This is a genomic window from Streptococcus sp. 27098_8_74 (genome assembly GCF_041431705.1).
GTDB lineage: Bacteria > Bacillota > Bacilli > Lactobacillales > Streptococcaceae > Streptococcus > Streptococcus salivarius_E.
The window spans coordinates 16,640-39,070 of sequence record NZ_JAPVYF010000020.1 but is presented as its reverse complement, the minus strand read 5'-3'; the positions used below and the strand labels follow the sequence as shown (position 1 = coordinate 39,070).

At 40.4% G+C, this 22,431-nt stretch carries 19 protein-coding genes; 15 read left to right on the top strand and 4 right to left on the bottom strand.

The features are described from left to right. Positions 1-111: 111 nt before the first annotated feature. The 4 genes from O3670_RS08450 to smc all read left to right on the top strand — a co-directional run bounded on the left by O3670_RS08450 (position 112) and on the right by smc (position 6,889). Positions 112-1,188 carry an aspartate-semialdehyde dehydrogenase gene (locus tag O3670_RS08450; protein ID WP_003096845.1) on the top strand — a complete coding sequence of 359 codons (1,077 nt, stop codon included), beginning with the start codon at positions 112-114 and terminating at the stop codon, positions 1,186-1,188. A 383-nt stretch (positions 1,189-1,571) separates the two neighbouring features. Beyond that, positions 1,572-2,507: a 4-hydroxy-tetrahydrodipicolinate synthase gene (gene dapA, locus O3670_RS08445; protein ID WP_070577323.1), complete on the top strand. Its 936-nt coding sequence runs from the start codon at positions 1,572-1,574 to the stop codon at positions 2,505-2,507. A gap of 156 nt (positions 2,508-2,663) precedes the next feature. Beyond that, positions 2,664-3,353, top strand: coding sequence for a ribonuclease III (gene rnc / locus O3670_RS08440; protein ID WP_002885331.1), 690 nt, complete (start codon positions 2,664-2,666; stop codon positions 3,351-3,353). A gap of 2 nt (positions 3,354-3,355) precedes the next feature. Further along, positions 3,356-6,889: a chromosome segregation protein SMC gene (gene smc / locus O3670_RS08435; RefSeq protein ID WP_371596001.1), complete on the top strand. Its 3,534-nt coding sequence runs from the start codon at positions 3,356-3,358 to the stop codon at positions 6,887-6,889. A gap of 391 nt (positions 6,890-7,280) precedes the next feature. Here smc and O3670_RS08430 read toward each other — a convergent pair whose 3' ends face one another. Next, positions 7,281-7,826 carry a DUF3278 domain-containing protein gene (locus tag O3670_RS08430; RefSeq protein ID WP_013990427.1) on the bottom strand — a complete coding sequence of 182 codons (546 nt, stop codon included), beginning with the start codon at positions 7,824-7,826 and terminating at the stop codon, positions 7,281-7,283. Positions 7,827-7,839: 13 nt separating this feature from the next. After that, positions 7,840-8,049, bottom strand: a complete 210-nt coding sequence (gene relB, locus O3670_RS08425; RefSeq protein ID WP_073689802.1) for a type II toxin-antitoxin system RelB family anti-toxin — start codon at positions 8,047-8,049, stop codon at positions 7,840-7,842. Positions 8,050-8,488: 439 nt separating this feature from the next. On the opposite strand from relB, the gene pheS reads away from it, so the two are divergent. From pheS to O3670_RS08400, 5 genes are all read left to right on the top strand, one after another. After that, positions 8,489-9,532 carry a phenylalanine--tRNA ligase subunit alpha gene (gene pheS / locus O3670_RS08420; protein ID WP_048790452.1) on the top strand — a complete coding sequence of 348 codons (1,044 nt, stop codon included), beginning with the start codon at positions 8,489-8,491 and terminating at the stop codon, positions 9,530-9,532. A gap of 16 nt (positions 9,533-9,548) precedes the next feature. Then, entirely contained in the window at positions 9,549-10,067 is a 519-nt protein-coding gene (locus tag O3670_RS08415; RefSeq protein ID WP_048790451.1) for a GNAT family N-acetyltransferase, read from the top strand. Positions 10,068-10,432: 365 nt separating this feature from the next. Next, complete coding sequence (pheT, locus tag O3670_RS08410) at positions 10,433-12,841, top strand: phenylalanine--tRNA ligase subunit beta (RefSeq protein ID WP_048790450.1); 2,409 nt, start codon at positions 10,433-10,435, stop codon at positions 12,839-12,841. A 68-nt stretch (positions 12,842-12,909) separates the two neighbouring features. Next, complete coding sequence (locus O3670_RS08405) at positions 12,910-13,491, top strand: hypothetical protein (protein WP_048790449.1); 582 nt, start codon at positions 12,910-12,912, stop codon at positions 13,489-13,491. A 91-nt stretch (positions 13,492-13,582) separates the two neighbouring features. Beyond that, positions 13,583-13,921, top strand: a complete 339-nt coding sequence (locus O3670_RS08400) for an ATP cone domain-containing protein (protein ID WP_002891184.1) — start codon at positions 13,583-13,585, stop codon at positions 13,919-13,921. Positions 13,922-13,961: 40 nt separating this feature from the next. Here O3670_RS08400 and O3670_RS08395 read toward each other — a convergent pair whose 3' ends face one another. Next, positions 13,962-15,227 carry an aminotransferase-like domain-containing protein gene (locus O3670_RS08395; RefSeq protein WP_048790448.1) on the bottom strand — a complete coding sequence of 422 codons (1,266 nt, stop codon included), beginning with the start codon at positions 15,225-15,227 and terminating at the stop codon, positions 13,962-13,964. 159 nt (positions 15,228-15,386) lie between these two features. Here O3670_RS08395 and O3670_RS08390 point away from each other — a divergent pair, with 159 nt between their 5' ends. The 6 genes from O3670_RS08390 (at position 15,387) to nox (ending at position 21,281) form a co-directional block, all read left to right on the top strand. Continuing rightward, complete coding sequence (locus O3670_RS08390; RefSeq protein WP_022496466.1) at positions 15,387-15,917, top strand: DUF5067 domain-containing protein; 531 nt, start codon at positions 15,387-15,389, stop codon at positions 15,915-15,917. Between the two features lie 137 nt (positions 15,918-16,054). Further along, positions 16,055-16,564: an ECF transporter S component gene (locus tag O3670_RS08385; protein WP_339156878.1), complete on the top strand. Its 510-nt coding sequence runs from the start codon at positions 16,055-16,057 to the stop codon at positions 16,562-16,564. Next, positions 16,565-17,422: a pyridoxamine kinase gene (locus tag O3670_RS08380; RefSeq protein ID WP_371595999.1), complete on the top strand. Its 858-nt coding sequence runs from the start codon at positions 16,565-16,567 to the stop codon at positions 17,420-17,422. Then, positions 17,412-17,942: an ECF transporter S component gene (locus O3670_RS08375; protein ID WP_070577315.1), complete on the top strand. Its 531-nt coding sequence runs from the start codon at positions 17,412-17,414 to the stop codon at positions 17,940-17,942. The genes O3670_RS08380 and O3670_RS08375 overlap by 11 nt, the downstream gene beginning before the upstream one ends. A 138-nt stretch (positions 17,943-18,080) precedes the next feature. Beyond that, complete coding sequence (locus O3670_RS08370) at positions 18,081-19,619, top strand: ABC-F family ATP-binding cassette domain-containing protein (protein WP_004182134.1); 1,539 nt, start codon at positions 18,081-18,083, stop codon at positions 19,617-19,619. A gap of 288 nt (positions 19,620-19,907) precedes the next feature. Beyond that, on the top strand, positions 19,908-21,281 hold the full coding sequence (gene nox, locus O3670_RS08365) for a H2O-forming NADH oxidase (RefSeq protein WP_070577314.1): 1,374 nt from the start codon (positions 19,908-19,910) through the stop codon (positions 21,279-21,281). A gap of 94 nt (positions 21,282-21,375) precedes the next feature. Here nox and O3670_RS08360 read toward each other — a convergent pair whose 3' ends face one another. Then, complete coding sequence (locus O3670_RS08360) at positions 21,376-22,362, bottom strand: L-lactate dehydrogenase (RefSeq protein WP_022496720.1); 987 nt, start codon at positions 22,360-22,362, stop codon at positions 21,376-21,378. Between the last annotated feature and the right edge of the window lie 69 nt (positions 22,363-22,431).

Genomic DNA, 22,431 nt, shown 5'->3' with positions numbered 1-22,431 from the left:
GTAGGGGATTTTCTTTATTCTTGGCGTTTTAACCCTTTTCAACTGGGCTTAAACGTAGTATAATAGATTCACTAAACTAAATTGATAGAAAATTCCGAAAGAGGTTTTACTATGGGATACACAGTTGCTGTTGTCGGTGCTACAGGTGCCGTTGGTGCTCAAATGATCAAAATGTTGGAAGAATCAACACTTCCAATCGATAAAATTCGCTACCTTGCGTCTGCACGTTCTGCAGGGAAAGTTTTGCAATTTAAAGGACAAGATGTGACCATCGAAGAAACGACTGAAGACGCATTTGAAGGTGTAGATATTGCACTTTTCTCAGCTGGTGGATCTACCTCTGCTAAATATGCACCATACGCCGTTAAAGCAGGTGCAGTAGTCGTTGATAATACATCATACTTCCGTCAAAACCCAGATGTACCATTGGTTGTACCTGAGGTCAATGCACATGCGCTTGATGCTCACAACGGTATTATCGCTTGCCCTAACTGTTCAACGATTCAAATGATGGTTGCTCTTGAGCCAGTTCGTCAAAAATGGGGCTTGGACCGTATCATCGTGTCAACTTACCAAGCCGTATCAGGTGCTGGTATGGGAGCAATCCTTGAAACACAACGTGAGTTGAAAGAAGTTTTGAATGACGGTGTTAACCCACGTGATGTTAAAGCTGAAATCTTGCCATGTGGTGGCGATAAGAAACACTTCCCAATCGCCTTCAACGCCTTGGCTCAAATTGACGTCTTCACTGAAAATGACTACACTTACGAAGAAATGAAGATGACAAACGAAACTAAGAAAATCATGGAAGACGATAGCATTGCTGTATCAGCAACATGTGTGCGTATTCCAGTCTTGTCAGCTCACTCAGAGTCAGTCTACATTGAAACAAAAGAAGTGGCACCAATTGACGAAGTGAAAGCTGCTATTGCAGAATTCCCAGGTGCAGTCCTTGAAGACGACGTTGCTAACCAAGTCTACCCACAAGCCGTTAATGCTGTAGGTTCACGTGATACATTTGTCGGACGTATCCGTAAAGACTTGGATGCTGAAAAAGGTATCCACATGTGGGTTGTTTCAGATAACCTCCTTAAAGGTGCCGCTTGGAACTCAGTCCAAATCGCAGAAACACTCCACGAACGTGGTTTGGTTCGCCCAACTTCAGAATTGAAATTTGAATTGAAATAGGGAGCAAAACAGAAATCAGTAACTCGAAGAGTTTGATTTCTCCTTCGCTTTTATAATTTAAGGCTTAGGCTATAAAAGTCCACAGGACTTTTATACCACCCCCGCACAGTTGATTAGGAAGTACGAATGTTGTAGACATGAGTAGTTCCAATCAATCACTGCGTTATGATTCAGGAATCAGTAAGGATTTAGTGTTGTATTTAAATACTAAAGTCAAGCTGAATCCTATAAAGCAGAGAGACTTCTCTCTGTTTTTTTGTTTATTAGCTATCAAATGGAAATAGTCAGTCCTCACGTTTTCAGAAAATTGTCAACTTATCTGTCTGTCTTGTCAAAATTATGGTAAAATGGAAAGGATTAGAAAACGGTTGAAGGAGAATTTTATGTCAATTGATCAATTAAGAGATGTCAAACTGATCACAGCCCTTATTACACCTTTCCACGAAGATGGCTCTATCAATTATGATGCCCTTCCAGAATTGATTGAGCATCTTTTGGCTCACCATACAGAAGCTCTTCTTTTGGCGGGAACAACGGCTGAAAGTCCAACACTTACTCACGATGAGGAGTTGGAACTCTTTGCGGCTGTTCAGAAAATTGTTAATGGACGTGTGCCATTGATTGCTGGTGTCGGTACCAACGATACACGCGACTCTATCGAGTTTGCTAAAGAAGTTGCCAGATTTGGTGGTTTCGCAGCTGGTCTTGCTATCGTGCCTTACTACAACAAGCCATCACAAGAAGGTATGTACCAACACTTCAAAGCCATTGCGGATGCTTCTGATTTGCCAATTATCATCTACAACATCCCTGGTCGTGTGGTTGTTGAAATGGCTCCTGATACCATGCTTCGTTTGGCGGAACATCCAAATATCATTGGTGTTAAAGAATGTACTAGCCTTGCAAATATGGCCTACCTTATCGAACATAAACCTGAAGATTTCTTGGTTTATACCGGTGAAGATGGGGATGCCTTCCACGCTATGAACCTTGGGGCTAACGGTGTCATCTCAGTAGCCTCTCATACAAATGGAGATGAGATGCATGCCATGCTTGAAGCTATTGAAAATAGTGACCTTAAGACAGCAGCAGCTATCCAACGTAAATTCATTCCTAAAGTTAACGCTCTCTTCTCAGTACCAAGTCCTGCGCCTGTCAAGGCTGTTCTTAACCATCTTGGTTTCGAAGTTGGACCACTTCGTTTGCCATTGGTTGCATGTACTTCAGAAGAAGCCAAACGTATCATTAAGGTTGTCCTTGAAGAAGATGTCGAAGCAACACGTGAGACAGTTACAGGTGTCGTTCGTCCAGATTATTAAGAAAATGAAGTTGAGCAGCTTGCTCAGCTTTTTTAGTTGAATAGGTTAAATCTCACAAATTCAGCGGATATAGGTTCTAAAAGCAGTTTTCTATCATGAAAATTGGCTTTTTTTGATATAATTATAGTTAGTGTGCTTAAAAAGAAAGGAAGTTTCATGAATCAACTTGAACAAAAACTTGAGCAGGATTTTGGTATTGTTTTTAGCCAAAAAGACCTCTTAGAAACAGCATTTACCCATACCTCATATGCCAATGAGCACCGCCTCCTAAACATTTCACATAATGAACGTTTGGAATTTTTAGGAGACGCGGCTCTGCAATTAGTCATTTCTGTTTATCTTTACAAACGCTACCCTAACAAGCCAGAGGGAGAAATGTCTAAGATGCGTAGTACTATCGTTCGTGAAGAGAGTTTGGCAGGGTTTACAAAGGCTTGCGGTTTCGAGCAGTATATCCGTCTTGGTAAAGGGGAAGAAAAATCTGGTGGACGTGAACGTGCCACTATCCTTGGTGACCTCTGGGAGGCCTTCCTCGGTGCCCTTTATTTGGATCAAGGGTTGCCTGCAGTTGAGAAATTCTTGAATCAGGTCATGATTCCTCAGGTTGAAAAGGGGAACTTTGACCGCGTAACAGACTATAAAACAGCTTTGCAAGAGCGTCTTCAGGTCAATGGTACGGTTGATATTACTTATACCGTTATCGACGAGTCTGGACCAGCTCATGCCAAAGAATTTACTATGCAGGTAGCTGTTGATGGTAAGGAGCTCAGCACAGGTCTTGGAAAATCTAAGAAATTAGCTGAACAGGCAGCGGCTAAGGCTGCCCTTGAACAACTAGGAAATTAAGCATGTATTTGAAATCAATTGAAATGCAGGGCTTTAAATCCTTTGCGGACAAGACGCAAGTCGTCTTTGACAAGGGAGTAACAGCCGTTGTAGGTCCAAATGGATCGGGAAAATCAAATATTACAGAAAGTCTACGCTGGGCACTGGGTGAATCATCTGCCAAGAGTTTGCGTGGAGGCAAGATGCCTGACGTTATTTTTGCAGGAACAGAGGTTCGTAAGGCTCTCAACTATGCGGAAGTGGCAGTTACTCTTGATAACAGTGATGGCTTTATCGCGGGTGCTGGTGAAACCATTCGTGTGGAGCGTCACATTTATCGAAACGGTGACAATGATTACTTGATTGATGGTCGCAAGGTTCGTCTGCGTGATATTCATGACCTCTTCATGGATACCGGTCTGGGGCGTGATTCTTTTTCCATTATTTCCCAAGGTCGTGTTGAGGCTATTTTTAATGCCAAACCTGAAGAGCGCCGAGCTATTTTCGAAGAAGCCGCAGGGGTTCTCAAATATAAGACACGTAAGAAAGAAACAGAAAGCAAGCTTAATCAAACCCAAGATAATCTTGATCGTTTGGAAGATATCATCTACGAGCTGGACGGTCAGGTTAAACCGCTTGAAAAGCAAGCAGCGACTGCTAAACGTTACTTGGAATTAGATGAAGAGCGTAGACAGACTCAGCTTAATCTTTTGGTCCACGATATTGAAGTTGGTAGGTCTGACTTGATCCAGACCCAAGAGGATTTGGCAGCGGTCAAGGAAAAATTAACTAGCTATTATGAGGAACGCCATCGTCTAGAGACTGAGAACCAGGAGCTCAAGCAAAAACGCCATCAAATTTCAGAACAAATTTCTTCTGACCAACAAACCTTGGTGGATGTCACACGTCTTATTAGTGACTTTGAGCGTCAAATTGATCTTTATACCATGGAGAGTCAGCAACGTTCAGAGAAAAAAGAAGAAACTGAAGCTCGTCTCAGTGAGTTAGAGCATTTGAAAGCGGAAGCTCAGGCAGCACTCGATAAGATTAATCAAAGCCAAGTTGAATTGAATGCGGAGTTGGATAGCCTTGCCCAAGAGCTGATTGCTATTCAAAAAGAACTGGAGCAATTTTCTGATGATCCAGATACGCTTATCGAACGTTTACGTGAAGACTATGTTGGTCTGATGCAGGAGGAAGCTAAGGTTTCCAACAGTTTGACTCAGGTCACTCACGACATGGACAGTCAGACACAAGCGCTTGAGGCACAAGCTGAAGAATATAAACAAGCTCAAGCTGATTTGCTCTCCGCTCAGGAAGTGGCCAGCGAAACCCAAAAAGCTTATCAAGCAGCCAAAGAGAGTCTTCAAAGCCTCTTAGCTAGCTACAAAGAAAAGGCCCAGGCTTATCAGACTCTTGATAAGGACTATCAAGAGGCTCAAAAGCAGATGTTTGACCTCATGGATCACTTTAAGAGTAAAGATGCCCGTCGTCAAAGTCTTGAATCTATTCAAAAAAATCATAGTAATTTCTATGCAGGGGTTAAGGCTGTCCTTCAAAACGCCCAATCTATTCAAGGAATTATTGGCGCTGTCAGTGAACACTTGACCTTCGATACGCGCTATCAGACGGCTCTTGAAATCGCTATGGGGGCTAGTGGGCAAAATATTATTGTGGAGGACGAAGCGGCTGCTAAGCGTTCGATTGACTACTTGAAGCGCAATCGTCAGGGGCGTGCAACTTTCTTGCCGTTGACTACTATTAAACCACGTCAACTTAATGGACAATTTGCTCAAAGTCTTGCCAATGCACCAGGCTTTATTGGTATGGCTTCCGATTTGGTTACCTATAAGGACCGCTTATCTAATATTTTCCAAAACCTCCTAGGGGTAACAGCAATCTTTGATACCATTGACAATGCTAATAAAGCGGCTCGAGCTGTTCGTTTCCAAGTGCGTATGGTCACTCTTGACGGTTCTGAAATTCGCCCTGGTGGTGCCTTTGCTGGTGGTACCAACAAACAAAACAATAACCTCTTTATCAAGCCTGAACTGGATGCATTGACTTCTGAAATTAACCAGATTAAGGCTCAATTAAGTGATAGTGAATCCAAAGTTGAAGCCCTCAAAATCAAACGTAAGGCTCTACAGAAAGAGCTAGAAGACCTTAAGGTAGATGGTGAAAATGCTCGTCTGCAAGAGCAAAAACTAGACTTAGAACACCAACAAGCCTTGTCAGAGGTGGAGAAAAATCAAAACCTAGTGGATAGTTTCAAACAGGATTCTCAGGGAACTGATGGGGCAAATCTTCAAGATAAGGCTGAACAACTTAAAGCAGAGTTAGCACAAATTGCATCCAAGCGTGAGACCATTAACGACCGTATTGAGGCTATTAAGGAAGACAAAGACGCACTTGGCCAACAAAAACAGGTTCTCTTAGACAAGCAATCTGAACTTCAGTTGAAGGAACGTGATTTGCAAGCAGAATTGCGTTTTGCTAAGACAGAAAGTAATCGTCTTCAAGCCGACTTGTCTGAGTTAATGAAGGAATCGGATAGTCTTAAAGCCCTCCTTAATAACCAGGTCAATGATGACCAAACTGACCGCCTTCCGCATTTGCAAGCACAGCATAAAGAAGCTGTCCAACGTAAGGACGATTTGGAGCAAGCTCTTGTCCGTGCCAAGATTCAGGTGCAAGATTACGAAGGTCAGTTGGAAGACTTGGAGGAGCGTTTGGCTAAAGCTGGCAATCGTAACGAGGACTTGATTCGTCAGCAGACTCGCTTGGAAGAACGTGAAAGTCAGATTAGTCAATCGCTTCGTAAGTTTGCGACTCAGTTGGCTGAAGATTATCAGATGACACTTGAAGTCGCCAAAGGTCAGGCTAGTCCTCTTGACAATGTCGAACAAACACGCCAGAATCTGCAAGGTCTTGAGCGTTCGATTAAAGCTTTGGGTCCGGTCAATGTGGATGCTATTGCCCAGTTTGAAGAGGTTAAGCAACGTCTTGATTTCTTGAACGGACAAAAGGATGATTTGCTCGAAGCTAAGAGTCTCCTTCTGAATACCATAAATGATATGGATGATGAAGTGAAATCACGCTTTAAAGCAACCTTTGAGGCTATCCGAGAAAGCTTTAAACAGACCTTTACCCAGATGTTTGGTGGAGGTTCAGCAGACTTGATTTTGACCTCAGATAATCTCCTAGAGGCTGGAGTAGAAATTTCTGTGCAGCCTCCAGGTAAGAAAATTCAATCGCTTAACCTTATGTCTGGTGGTGAGAAGGCCTTGTCAGCTCTTGCCCTTCTCTTTGCCATCATTCGTGTTAAGACCATTCCATTTGTAATCCTTGACGAAGTAGAAGCGGCTTTGGATGAAGCCAATGTTAAACGCTTCGGTGACTACCTTAATCGTTTTGACAAGTCTAGTCAGTTTATCGTAGTTACCCACCGTAAGGGAACGATGTCTGCGGCAGACTCTATTTATGGGGTAACCATGCAGGAATCAGGTGTCTCGAAAATCGTTTCGGTCAAACTAAAAGACCTTGATTTAGACTAAAAATAGATTATATTTTCATGAAAGATAGTTGATAGCTTTATCACTATCTTTTTTCATAGTCTCAAAAAATTTGTAAGGACTTTCAGAAAAACATTAAGTTTGCGCTTTCAAAATTACGCAATCGATTGCGTAAAATGGCTTAACAAAGGCTATGATTAGGATTTTAGGGTTTATGAGAGAGAGGGTGACTTGTCATTTTGCACTGACATGTTACAATATTTAAGGAAATGTCATATGGGGATATGGTGTTTTTTGAAGTTAGTTATAGTGTATGTGTTAAGATACGATTTTCTGGACACATTTAGGCTTTGAGTAAACAAGTCTAAGAAGTCTTCTTTCGAGCAAAAAATCCAGGCTGGGAAACCTGGATTTTTTCTTTGTCTTTATTATTTTATTGGTCACCTTTCTCAGCTTGAGATTTGGCTTGTTTGATACCAGCATTGACCAAGCCCTGCATGATAGCCCCAAAAAGGATAGCTTCAAAAATGCCTGATAGCATATTATGGATTGAGAATAATTCTGTCAAATAGTCTTTATTGTCAACTAAGAAGTGAACTAGGGGCATGCCTAAGAACATGCTAATCCCAAAGTATAAACCTGACTTAAGCCCCACGTGCTTAAGTTGTTTTTTCTCTTTCTCAGTCAGTTCTTCCTCGTCAAAAGCATTAACAGCACTTATCTTTAACTTATAAGTAAGGATGCTGCTAACTAACAGAATGATAATCAAGAGGAGGATAGGATAAATACGAGCTACAAGTTCGGGATACTTAAAGCCTATAAGAAAGGCAATACAATTACCACAAAGTAAGGTAAAGAAAAGAACTACGAAAGCTATGTTACCCATTCGATCAACCTGTTGGCGCTTTTGTTCATCTAAAGGACCTGTGATACCATAAAAACGTTTAATTAGTTTGTCAGTGAAAGTTTCTTTAATCATGATTTACCTCTTTCTATCTTATATCTCTATTCGGATTTTCATCCCAAAAGAGACTGTTAAGATCCGTATCTAGAGCTTTAGCTAGATTAAGACAGAGCTCTAGTGTTGGGTTATATTTGTTATTTTCGATCATATTAATAGTCTGTCGGGAAACGCCAATAGACTTTGCGAGTTCTAATTGCGAAAGCCCCATATTTTTTCTAAATTCCCTGACCTGATTCATAATGGGACTCCTTCTGAAAGACAAGCTAATGTGTTGCTGTAAGTCGCAATTTATTAATTATGTCAACTTTATCTGACATAATTGTAGCAAGTTCCTATAGATATGTCAATTATCTTAGACATATTTTCCATTTTGGCATTAACTAAAGGATTCTTTGTCAGCTCTTGAAAGCTTTTTGTTTTTTTGGTAAAATTGATAGTAATTGAATAGAAGTCGTAGAGACTAGTAACCTTATGGAAATTGACAGGGATTGGAGGTCATGGACTGGAAGCCTCCTCAAGGGAAGTTCGGCGAATTCACTCATGAAAACGACTGACGAATCAAGGTCTGGGTAACCAGATAAAAAACGGATGGTACCGCGTGTCAACGCTCCGGGTTGGAGTTTTGGCATGTGGTTTTTTGTTTGCGATTCGAAATTGTTACATCAGAAAGGAATCTCATGGATTTACAAACACAATTGCAAGAGTTGAAAACATCAACGCAGGCTAAATTGGCTGAAATGCGTGGTGAACACTCTAAAGAATTACAAGAATTGCGTGTTGCAGTTTTGGGTAAAAAAGGCTCTTTGACGGATCTTTTGAAGGGGCTTAAAGACCTTCCTAATGAAGAACGCCCTAAAGTTGGTAAAATGGTCAACGAAGTTCGTGACGTTTTTACTGAAGCTTTTGACGAAGCCGCTAAAATTGTTGAAGCCGCTAAAATTCAAGCACAACTTGACTCTGAAAGTCTTGACGTAACCCTTCCTGGACGCCAAGTCAAACTTGGAAACCGTCATATTCTTAGCCAAACAGCTGAAGAAATCGAAGACATTTTCTTAGGGATGGGCTTCCAAATCGTTGATGGTTTTGAAGTTGAGACTGACTACTATAACTTTGAACGTATGAACTTGCCTAAGGACCACCCAGCGCGTGATATGCAAGATACCTTCTACATTACTGAAGAAATTTTGCTTCGTACTCACACAAGTCCTGTCCAAGCTCGTACACTTGATAAACACGATTTTTCTAAAGGTCCACTTAAGATGATCTCACCAGGACGTGTTTTCCGTCGTGATACAGATGATGCGACTCACAGTCACCAGTTCCACCAAATCGAAGGTTTGGTCGTTGGTAAAAACATCTCAATGGGTGATCTTAAGGGAACGCTTGAAATGATTATCCAAAAAATGTTTGGTGCAGAACGTCAAATCCGTTTGCGTCCATCTTACTTCCCATTCACTGAGCCTTCAGTTGAGGTTGACGTGTCATGCTTCAAGTGTGGTGGTAAAGGATGTAACGTATGTAAGAAGACAGGTTGGATTGAGATCCTGGGTGCTGGTATGGTTCACCCACAAGTGCTTGAGATGTCTGGTGTCGATTCTGAAGAATATTCAGGTTTCGCCTTTGGTCTTGGTCAAGAACGTATTGCCATGCTTCGTTATGGTATCAACGACATTCGTGGTTTCTACCAAGGGGATGTTCGCTTCTCAGAACAGTTTAAATAAGGTTTAGGAGGTTGTCATGTCAGTCGTTATTCGTAAGGTTCTTCCGGAAGAAGTAGCAGAATTAAAAGTTCTCTCCGAAGATACCTTTAGAGAGACTTTTGCTCATGATAATACCGAAGACCAGTTGCAAGGTTACTTTGATACCGCACTTTCTGAGGAAGTTCTCTTAGATGAAATCACTCATGAAGAATCGCGATACTTTTTCATTCTCGTTGATGGTGAAAAGGCAGGTTTTCTAAAGACCAATGTTGGTTCTGCTCAAACAGAGCAGCATTTGGACAATGCCTTTCAAATTCAACGAATTTATATCAGTCAGGCCTTCCAAGGCATGGGTTTGGGTAAGCAACTCTTTGAATTTGCGTTGCAGGAAGCCCGTGATCTAGGTTGTGATTGGGCCTGGTTGGGTGTTTGGGAAAGAAATTTCAAAGCACAGATATTTTACGATAAATATGGCTTTGAAAAATTTGCAGAACACAATTTTCCGGTCGGTGACGGTAAAGTAGACTGTGACTGGTTGCTTAAATTAAAACTATAAACCGATTATTAAGTTGATAGAGAGGAGTTTATAAGGCGATTAAACGTGTCAGTTCGTCTTTCTCTTATATCAGCTATACATATTCCTATATTACAGAAAGGATTTGAACCCGCCCTAAGTAGAGGTTTAAATTCTTCTCTCATTTATCAGTTGAACTGATAATTTTACAGAAAGGATTTGAATACGACCTCAAAGTTCGAGATTAGTTGTTTTTGAATCTGAATGTTTTGTACCTAATCATACAGAAAGGATTTGAACCCGCCCTAAGCTCTGGGCAAAAAAGATAAAGGCTCCTAGGTGCTGATGCACCAACGTTGCCTTTCCTATTTTTGCTGAGAGCTATTAACGGGCTTGGTATCATTATTATGCTAGTTAGTTATAAATGGTTAAAAGAGTTGGTTGATGTGGATGTTACCACTGCTGAACTCGCTGAAAAAATGTCGACGACAGGTATTGAAGTGGAGGGTGTTGAAACACCTGCTGAAGGCTTGTCTAAATTGGTTGTTGGTCATGTCTTGTCATGTGAAGATGTGCCTGAAACACACTTGCACTTGTGTCAAGTAGATACAGGAGATGCTGAAGGTCCACGTCAAATTGTTTGTGGAGCTCCAAATGTCACTGCTGGAATCAAGGTAATTGTTGCCATTCCTGGTGCACGCATTGCGGACAATTACAAAATTAAAAAAGGGAAGATTCGAGGCATGGAATCTCTCGGTATGATCTGTTCTTTGGCAGAACTTGGACTTCCAGATAGCATTATTCCTAAGGAATTTGCAGATGGTATCCAAATTTTGCCAGAAGATGCCGTACCTGGAGATAGCATCTTCCCATATCTTGACCTTGATGATGAAATCATCGAATTGTCAATCACACCTAACCGTGCGGATGCTCTTTCTATGCGTGGTGTGGCACATGAAGTCGCTGCAATCTATGGAAAATCTGTTCACTTCCCAGAAAAAACGGTTACTGAAGACAGTAAACCAGCTTCTGATAAGATTTCAGTAGCCATCGAAAGTGATAAAGTGGCTACTTATGCTAGTCGTGTGGTTGAGAATGTTACTGTTCAACCAAGTCCACAATGGTTGCAAAACCTTCTTATGAATGCTGGTATCCGTCCAATCAACAACGTGGTTGACGTGACAAACTATGTTCTTCTTTACTTTGGACAACCAATGCATGCCTTCGATTTGGATAAATTTGAAGATTCACGTATCGTTGCCCGTGATGCCCGTGATGGTGAAAAATTAGTCACTCTCGATGGTGAAGAACGTGAATTGACTGCTGAAGATATTGTTATTACAGTTGCTGACAAACCAGTTGCCCTCGCAGGTGTTATGGGTGGCGCTTCAACTGAAATTGACAACAATTCTAAAAATGTCGTTCTCGAAGCTGCTGTTTTTGATGGAAAATCAGTTCGTAAGACAAGTAGCCGTCTCAACCTTCGTTCAGAATCATCATCACGTTTTGAAAAAGGTATCAATAATGATACTGTCCTTGAAGCCCTTGATTTTGCTGCAGCTATGTTGCAAGAATTGGCAAATGGAACGGTTCTTGCAGGCCGTGTTCAAGCGGGGTCAGTTGATACAGAGCCAGTTCAAGTTTCTACAAGCCTTGACTACGTGAATGTTCGCCTTGGTACAGAATTGACTTTTGCGGATATTGAAGATGTGTTTGCAAAACTTGGTTTTGGATTGACTGGTGATGCTGATAAATTCACAGTATCTGTACCACGTCGTCGTTGGGATATCAGCATCCAAGCAGACTTGGTTGAGGAAATTGCACGTATCTACGGCTATGAAAAATTGCCTACGACACTTCCAGAAGCAGCAGGAACAGCCGGTGAATTGACTGAAACACAAGCACTTCGCCGTAAGGTTCGTACCATTGCTGAAGGTGCTGGATTGACTGAAATCATCTCATATGCTTTGACAACACCTGAAAAAGCTGTTGAATTTGCTGTGACACCTACTAACTTGACTGAGTTGATGTGGCCAATGACTGTCGACCGTTCAGCCCTCCGTCAGAACATGGTTTCTGGCATGCTTGATACGGTTGCTTACAATGTTAACCGTAAGAATAGTAACGTTGCTATTTATGAAATCGGTAAGGTCTTTGAACAAAATGGTAATCCAAAAGAGGAATTGCCAAATGAAATCAATACCTTTGCCTTCGCTATTTCTGGTCTTGTAGCTGAAAAAGATTTCCAAACCCAAGCAACGCCTGTTGATTTCTTCTATGCCAAAGGTATCGTTGAAGCTCTCTTTGATAAACTTGAAGTTTCAGTTGACTATGTACCGACAAAAGACCTAGCAAGTATGCACCCAGGTCGTACAGCTGCTATTGTCCTTGATGGTCAAACGATTGGATTCCTTGGTCAAGTTCACCCACAAACTGCTAAAAACTACGGTATTCCAGAAACTTATGTGGCTGAAATTAACCTTAGTGCTGTAGAAGCAGCCTTGCAACCGGCTCAACCATTTGTTGAAATCACAAAATTCCCTGCAGTATCACGTGATATCGCCCTTCTTCTCAAGGCAGAAATCACTCATCAAGAAGTTCTTGATGCTATCTACTCTGCAGGAGTGAAACGCTTGGTTGCCGTTAAACTCTTCGACGTTTACGCAGGAGAAAAACTTGGTGCTGGAATGAAATCAATGGCTTATAGCCTTACCTTCCAAAATCCAAATGACAACCTCACAGACGAAGAAGTTGCCAAATACATGGAAAAAATCACCAAAGCTCTTACTGAGAAAGTCGAAGCAGAAGTACGTTAATAGTTAAAAAATCCATCTGAGAAGATGGATTTTTAAGTGACTAGACTATGTTACAAAAAGGAGTTAATTTGTTTTTAGAGTTTTTTGACGGTGTATGGGGACACTACACTTTTGAATCTGATAAAGTCAATGTTCTGATTGATGGTTTACCCAGCTTTGCTTATCCCTTGGGGCAAGTAATATTTGTATTATTAGTCTACAGGTTACTCGTTCATCAATATTTTAAAAAATTTTTAACCATGTCACCTCAGGATATTTGGGCTTGGCATAAAGAAACGTTCCGCAAAAGTAAATTATCTTTCATTGTCATACCAATAGTTTATCTGTTCGTTTTCGGGATGACCTATGTTTTAGTTGATGATGTTTTGGCTACCGTCACTATTTACAAAGACTATAGAGGCCCTATAGCTAAAACCATTGATGGTCAAGTTGAACAAATAGATATTAGTCATGTTGGGACAAAAACGAGTAGTGCTAGGATTAATGCTCACTTTGTAAGCTCTGACGGGCAGACTTATGACATTCACCTGATAAACGGTGACAAGAGAATCGCTAATTATATGCGCCATCATGAGTCAGAGTCCTACACAGCAACCCTTTCCTTTGATAAACATGGCAAACCAGTTTACATTTCTAAATTCTGGGAATAAGCAGTCTGGATAGCTCTTTCAGGGATTTGCACTTGACAAATATGTAAATTCTCTGCATAATAAAAGAAAAAGCCATGAAAAGAGGGTAGCCATGCAAATTATTAAACGTAATGGTCAAGTTGCTGAATTTGATCCTGATAAAATTTACCAAGCCATCTTAAAAGCAGCACAGACTGTGTATGTTCTCGACGATACTTGGCGCCAAAACCTTGCTCAAGTGACGAAAAAAGTAGTGCTTGATCTTCAAGATGCTCAGGTAGAACGCCCAACCATTAATATGATTCAGTCATTGGTTGAAAATCGTCTCATGGAAGCAGGCTTTATCAATATTGCTGAGCATTATATTTCATACCGTTTGCAACGAGATTTGGAGCGTAACGGTTATGGTGACAAAGTAATTGTACACCTACGCTTTGAGCAAACTAAATAAACAAAAGCCATCAAGCGATGGCTTTTGTTGTGTCTAATTGTCACTTTGTCTTTTTTAAAATTTTTATAAAGGATTCCAGTTCCTGTCCATGACCTATCTGCAGATAAGTTTCAGAAGTTGGTCTAATAAAGGATGATTCTAAAAAACGAATCTGCTTGTGGGCTTTGAATTTTTCAAGTGAAAACTCCTTAGGAAGTTGCCAGGTCACATGTCTAGGGGAAATCTGATAAGGAATGCTAACCTTAGATTTGTCAATGATTGCTTGACTTTTAGCCATGTTTTGTTGAAAGAGGTCACCAAGTTTCTTAATGTTTTTTTGGAACATGCCATTTTCGAGATAAACGGAAAGTGCTTTTTGCATGATGAGATTGGTATCATAGTCAATAAGTCCCTTGTGGCTCAAAAAGGTAGACTTAAGATTAGGAGGTAAAACAAGGCTACCTAGGCGCAAACCTGGAAAAAGGGTCATGGAGAAGGATTTGATATAGATGGTCTGATTTTGAGTATCATAGTAGTGAATAGGGAGATTTTTACTATCACTAAAGTCTCCCATATAGTCATCCTCGACGATATAAACATTATACTGATTGGCAAGTTGGGCTAGCTTTTCTTTTTCGCTAGAATTATAGCTTAATCCGAGAGGATTGGAGTAACGACTGATAGTATAGAAGAACTTAATCTGTCCAGATTTAAAGTACTCTTCCAAGCGGTCAAAATCCAAACCATCAAAACCACGGTTTATCGTCTCGTAAACTAGATTTTGACGGTTGACAAGCTGGTTCATGCGATGATAGGTAGGTTGTTCTAAAAGAATTTTGTGGCCACCATTACCAAAATCCATCTGTGAAAGGATATAGAGGGCCTGTTGACTTCCTGAGGTTATGACAATCTGGTCCGAATTGACATAAATATCGTCAGCAATTAATCGACTCTTTAAGGCTTCAAGCAAATCTTTGAGTCCAGCTTGTTCATGATAATAGTTGAAGAGGTAGTCCTGATGACCCGCCAAACTTTCATCCAAACAAAGTTTAAAATCCTCGTAGGCCAATTGATTGTAATCGTTAAGGTTAAGAAGGACCTTATTATCGACTTCATTGCGTCCTTCGAGAACATAATAGCCACTTTTGGGTACGGCGTAAATATAGTTTTGATACTTGAGTTCCAAGAGTGCTCTTTGGGCTGTATCCTTACTACAGGCATAAGTCTGGCTAAGTTGACGAATAGAGGGGAGCTTACTCCCTTTTTTTAAAGTACCATTTTGGATATCTTTGATAATGGTCTCGACAATATCTTGATAAATACTCATAACTGACCCCTTACAGATTTTTCCTTATTTTACCTTACTTCCCTTGTCAGAGCAATAGGCCCAGAGAAATTTGACAAGATTATTAGATTTTGACATAATAAAAAGGTTGTAAGGTAAAACTAAATTCCCCTTTCAAACAAGTTTAAGGAGATTATAAGAATGACTTTAAAGAAAATCTTAGGACTTCTCGCTCTTGCTTGCTTAACAATCATCGGTTTGTCAGCTTGCACACCTGAGAAGGAACCTACTTGGACCTACGATAAAAACAAAATGCTATTTACGGGACAAGATGCTAGCGTACAAGTTCTTTCTGCAAATAAAATCGAATCACCTGAAGGTCAAAAAGCTGTACGCGTTCACTATAAACTTAGCAACTCAAGTAAAGAAACAATGAATGCCTACACTCTTTTGATGAAAGTTGTCCTTGATGTGAAACAAGAAAAGGAAGAAGTAAAGGTTGCTACAATGGTCTTTTCTCAGGATGATGACCGAGATAAGATGGCTAATAAGACCAAGATTGCACCTAAGGAAGTCAAAGAAGTCGTTGTTGACTATGCCGTTGAAGACTTTGATCATGATTTGGTTATTGATTTCTCAGACTACGGTACAGAAGCGAATGCGACTGCTAAACTTTCACTCCAAAATCTTGAGAAGGCACCTGTAAAATATTTTGATAAGAAAGCTCAATAAGATTTATCACCACATACTTGTGTGGTGTTTTTTGTTGTCTAAAATCTGTACCCGGACAGTAGCTAAAATACTATCTTGTTTAATCGTCAGAATTTTCATAAACTTAGACTATATTTATTTATCAAGGAGTTTTAGGTATGTCAGCAAAACGTTTAACCCTCTCTGCTTTTTTCATGGCACTTGTGATTATTTTGAGTTCTAGTCTCTTATCCATCCCTGTACCGGGTGGTCATTTCTATTTTAATGGGATTGTTATTTTCCTAGTTGGTTTAATTTTCCCACCTACAGAAGCAGTGATTATTGCAGGTATAGGTTCCTTCATCGGAGATTTTCTCTTTTACCCTCTTCCTATGTGGGTAACTCTAGTGACCCATAGCCTTCAAGTTCTTGCTATTGCACTTATTGTTGGAGGGCGTTTAGGAGAATTGAGCAAATCTAGGGCATCTTTAGGTCTCTTGCTTGGGGCTATTATTGACCTAGTAGGTTATGGCTTAGGAAGAGCCTTTATCTATGGTACGCCAGCTTATGCTATTATGAAGATTCCATTTGACCTTGTAGCTGCTATTCTTGGTTTAGGAGTGGCCTATTACATTTATTTCCACACAAGCTTTGTTAAACAGTTTAAAAAGACTTGGGAAGGGAAATAGATGACTAAAGTAATTGTTGCCAATGACCTCGTTGGTCTAGGTAAGGTTGCTTTGACTAGTAGCCTCCCTATCATGTCAGCCTGTCAAACTGAAGTCCTTCCCTTGCCAACGGTTCTTTTATCTTCGCATACAGGGGACTTTAATAATATTTATGTACGGGACCTTACAGATGACCTAAAAGGGTTTTGTAAGCAGTGGGAGTACTTGGATTTTAAAGTAGATGGCCTTGTGAGTGGTTATTTTAAGTCAGAAGAAGAACTAAAACTTGTAGGTCAATTAGCTCGCGATAAAGAGTTACCTCTATTTGTTGACCCTATTATGGCTGACAATGGCCGTCTCTATCAAGGTTTTGATAGACACTATGTAGAAGCCATGAAAGATTTCTGTCAACAAGCAGATGTCATCATTCCCAATCTGACAGAAGCTGCCTTGTTGACGGATACTCCATATCTTGAAGCAGGTTCCTATGATAAAGTCACTGTTGAAAAGCTTTTGAGAGATTTGGCCAAGCTTGGCACTCGGAAAGTTATTGTGACAGGTATCTCTTTTGAGACAGACAAAATTGGGCTGGCTTATTTTGATAAAGAGACCAATGAAACGGCTTATCTTATGAGGAAAAGCTATAAGTCTCACTTTTATGGCAGTGGAGATCTTGTAACAGCTGTCTTGGCATCAGGCTATTTTCATCATCTGAATTTACTAAAAGTAGCTAATCTTGCCTTAGATTTCATGGATCAGGTCTTGTCTTCAACCCTAGCTAGTGGTCGTCCTTTAAAATATGGTCTCTGCTATGAGCCCCATATCGGTTATTTATTTAGTGGTTTTAATGCCCTATTGGAGGAGAAAAATGAAAAGTGATAAAACACGTGAATTAGTTGAATTGAGTTTGTACGCAGCTCTAATTATTGTTAGTGTACAGTTCATTCGTATTCCTTTTGGACCTCAATTTGTCCATTTGGGAAATGCTCTGGTTGTGATTGCTGTGTTGATTTTCGGAGCTAGGAAAGGTGCGCTAGTCGCAACAGTGGGCCTAGGCTTATTTGATATTTTCAATGGTTATGCTGCTGAGGTTTGGATTACTATTTTAGAATCTTTGATTGTTTGTTTTGTTCTCTATCTTGTTTTTGAAAAGCTACTCAAATCAAATGACAAAATGATGAACATCATTATTGTTGGCGTGATAGCTGCAGTAACCAAAATTATTTTGAATTTTGTTAAGTATACGATTATTAATAGTGTCGTTGCGGCTATACCACTAAATGCTGCCATGGCATTGGCACTTACTAAAATTGGTGGGACCTTTGGGACATCAGTAGTGACAATCATTGCAGTTCCGCTCCTGTATCCTGTCTTCAAACGTATTTTACAGAAACATTAAGGATTTAGCAGGTTTGTCCTGCTTTTTCTTTTTAATTTTCCAGAAGCAGAGGTCCAAATTTTCACTAAAAAATGGTAAAATAGTAAAGTTAATGTCAAGAAAGGAAAGGGCTGAAAGCAGGTTTAGCCCAGATATACTATGTCTATTTTAGAAGTCAAAAATCTTAGTCACGGATTTGGTGACCGTGCTATTTTTGAAAATGTCTCATTCCGTTTGCTCAAAGGTGAGCATATCGGTCTTGTCGGTGCTAACGGTGAAGGAAAGTCAACCTTCATGTCTATCGTTACTGGAAAATTGCAACCAGATGAAGGTAAGGTAGAGTGGTCTAAGTATGTTACAGCGGGTTACTTGGATCAGCATGCAGTTCTTGAAAAGGGAATGACAGTTCGTGATGTCCTTCGTACGGCTTTTGATGAGCTTTTTAAAACTGAAGAACGCATCAACGAAATTTACATGTCTATGGCTGAAGAGGGTGCTGATGTTGATGCTCTGATGGAAGAAGTAGGAGAGCTTCAGGATCGCTTGGAAACGCGTGATTTCTATACATTAGATGCTAAGATTGATGAGGTTGCTCGTGCTCTTGGTGTCATGGATTTTGGTATGGACACAGATGTAACAGACCTTTCAGGTGGTCAACGTACCAAGATTCTCTTGGCCAAGTTGCTACTTGAAAAACCAGATATCTTGCTTCTCGACGAGCCAACTAACTATTTGGATGCAGAACACATTGCCTGGCTTAAACGTTACCTTCAGGAGTATGAAAATGCCTTTGTTCTTATTTCGCATGATATTCCGTTCCTAAACGATGTGATTAACATTGTCTATCATGTTGAAAATCAAGACTTGGTTCGCTATGCAGGTGATTATGATAATTTCCAATCTGTCTATGCTATGAAAAAGGCACAATTGGAAGCTGCCTATGAACGTCAGCAGAAAGAAATTGCAGACCTTCAGGATTTTGTTAACCGTAACAAGGCGCGTGTTGCTACGCGAAATATGGCCATGTCTCGTCAGAAGAAATTGGATAAGATGGAAATTATTGAATTGCAGGCTGAGAAGCCAAAACCTGAATTCCATTTCAAGGAAAGCCGTACACCTGGACGTTTTATTTTCCAAACCAAAGACCTCGTTATTGGTTACGACCGCCCTTTGACCAAGGCTCCTTTGAATCTAACCTTCGAACGTAATCAAAAAGTAGCTATCGTGGGTGCCAATGGTATCGGTAAGACTACTTTGCTTAAGAGCCTGCTTGGTATTATTCAACCACTAGAAGGAGAAGTTGAAACAGGTGACTTTATTGACCTAGGTTACTTCGAGCAAGAAGCAGAAGGGTCACGTCAGACGCCTCTTGAAGCGGTTTGGGATGCCTTCCCAGCCTTAAATCAAGCTGAGGTCCGTGCGGCTCTAGCCAAATGCGGATTAACCTCTAAGCATATTGAAAGCCAAATTCAAGTGCTTTCAGGTGGAGAACAGGCTAAAGTTCGCTTCTGTCTCCTTATGAATCGTGAAAATAATGTTCTTGTTCTGGATGAACCTACCAACCACTTGGATGTTGACGCCAAGGATGAATTGAAGCGTGCCCTTCAGGCCTTCAAGGGCAGTATCCTTATGGTATGTCACGAACCAGAATTTTATGAAGGTTGGACAGACGTTTGGGATTTTAATGAGTTAGTATAGAGATAAAAGAGTGTTGACATTCTCTAAAGAGAAAGTTACTCACTCTTTTTTTATATTTTAAAGCAAAGTAACTTTCTAGGATTTGGTAAGACAGTGATGGTGTTAAGAAAGGTAACCGTCATCATAAAGTGTTTTTCTACCTATTTTGACATGATCTACTTGGGTTTTGAGCATAGAAACTTAATTTGTTCAAAAAGTAACAAAGTCTGAGCATAAAAGGTGTAACCGTTTTCCGATTATGGTAGAATAAAATAGTAAACTATTATCAAAAGAAAGTTGGATAAACTTATGTCAAAAATCGTAGTTGTTGGTGCTAACCACGCTGGTACTTTTAGTATTAATACTATTCTCGATAATTACGGAGACCAAAATGAAGTAGTTGTTTTCGACCAAAACTCTAACATTTCATTCTTGGGTTGTGGTATGGCTCTTTGGATCGGTAATCAGATTTCTGGTTCAGACGGACTCTTCTATGCAACAAAAGAAGGTCTTGAAAGCAAAGGTGCTAAAGTTTACATGAACTCACCAGTTGAGTCAATTGACTTTGATGCTAAAACTGTCACAGCTCTTGTCGATGGTAAAGAGCATGTTGAATCATATGATAAATTGATTTTGGCTACTGGCTCACAACCAATCTTGCCTCCAATCGAAGGTGCTGAAATCAAAGAAGGTAGCCGTACTTTCGAAGCAACACTTGAAAACCTTCAATTTGTTAAACTTTTCCAAAACGCTCAAGAAGTTATTGATAAGTTGAACGACAAATCTCAAGATATCAAACGTGTAGCGGTTGTAGGTGCTGGTTACATTGGTGTTGAATTGGCTGAAGCTTTCCAACGTCATGGAAAAGAAGTTATCCTTATCGACGTTGTTGATACATGTTTGGCTGGTTATTATGACCATGATTTGACTGAACTTATGGCTAAAAATATGGAAAGCCACGGTATTAAATTGGCATTTGGTGAAACTGTTAAGGCAGTTGAAGGAGATACTAAAGTTGAACGTATCGTCACTGATAAAAATGCTTACGATGTCGACATGGTTGTCCTTGCAGTAGGTTTCCGTCCTAACACAGCTCTTGGTGCTGGTAAATTGGACACATTCCGTAATGGCGCTTACCTTGTTAATAAGAAACAAGAAACATCAATCAAAGACGTTTATGCAGTTGGTGACTGTGCTACCGTTTATGACAATGCTCTTGAAGATGTGAACTACATTGCCTTGGCTTCAAACGCTGTTCGTTCAGGTATTGTCGGTGGTCATAATGCCGGTGGTGGCGATGTTGAATCAAACGGTGTTCAAGGATCAAATGGTATCTCAATCTATGGTTTGAACATGGTATCTACTGGTTTGACAGAAGAAAAAGCAAAACGCTTTGGCTTCAATCCAGCAGTAGTAGAATCAACAGATCTTCAAAAAGCTGCCTTCATGGAAGATGAAAATGAAGACGTTACAATCAAGATTGTCTATGACAAAGATACACGCAAAGTTCTTGGTGCTCAAATGGTATCACGCATGGACATCTCTATGGGAATCCATATGTTCTCATTGGCTATCCAAGAAGGTGTAACTATTGACCGTCTTCAATTGCTTGATTTGTTCTTCTTGCCACACTTTAACCAACCGCTTAGCTATATTGCTAAAGCAGCTATCTCAGCTAAATAATTTTAAACAGCTAATTCAGTCGAATTAGCTGTTTTTTCTTTTTTTAATACGAAAAAAGCCTCCTACTGGAGACTTTTATTTAACTAATGTTAGATTAGTTTTTTGAAGCTTCTTGGAAATCAGGGTTTTTCCATGCTTCATCAATGATAGCTTGCAATTCGTCAGCAGAAGCTTTCATTTTTTGTTGTTCAGCATCGTTCAATGGGATGTTAACTGGACGTACGATACCGTGTGCACCTACGATAGCAGGTTGACCGATAAAGACGTTGCTTACACCATATTGACCTTCTTGGAATACAGACAATGGAAGTACTGCATTTTCATCGTCAAGAATAGCTTTAGTGATACGAGCAAGGGCAACGGCGATACCATAGTAAGTAGCACCTTTTTTGTTGATGATTGTGTAAGCGGCATCACGAACACCTTCGAACAATTCAACTAATTCAGATTCTTGAACGTTTTGAGTGTCTTTAAGGAATTCTTCAAGGTTTACACCGGCGATGTTAGCGTGTGACCAAACGGCAAATTCTGAGTCACCGTGTTCACCCATGATGTAGGCGTGAACTGAACGAGCATCAACGTCAAGTTTTTCAGCAAGTGCTTGACGGAAACGAGCTGAGTCAAGTGAAGTACCTGAACCGATAACGCGTTCTTTAGGGAATCCTGAGAATTTCCATGTTGAGTAAGTCAATACGTCAACTGGGTTAGCTGCTACAAGGAAGATTCCTTTGAAGCCTGATTCAACAACTTGAGTAACGATAGATTTGTTGATAGCAAGGTTTTTACCAACAAGATCAAGACGAGTTTCACCTGGTTTTTGTGGAGCACCAGCAGTGATAACTACAAGGTCAGCATCCGCACAGTCTTCGTATTTAGCTGCGTAGATTTTCTTAGGTGAAGTGAAAGCAAGCGCGTGGCTTAGGTCAAGCGCATCACCAACAGCTTTTTCGAACAATTGTGGAATTTCGATGATACCAAGTTCTTGAGCGATACCTTGGTTTACAAGTGCGAAAGCGTAAGATGAACCTACGGCACCGTCACCAACGAGGATGACTTTTTTGTGTTGTTTAGTTGCAGTCATGGGTCTAAACATCTCCTTATTTTTTAATTGGGTTACCCCGTACACTGCTTATTCTACCACTTTAAGTGA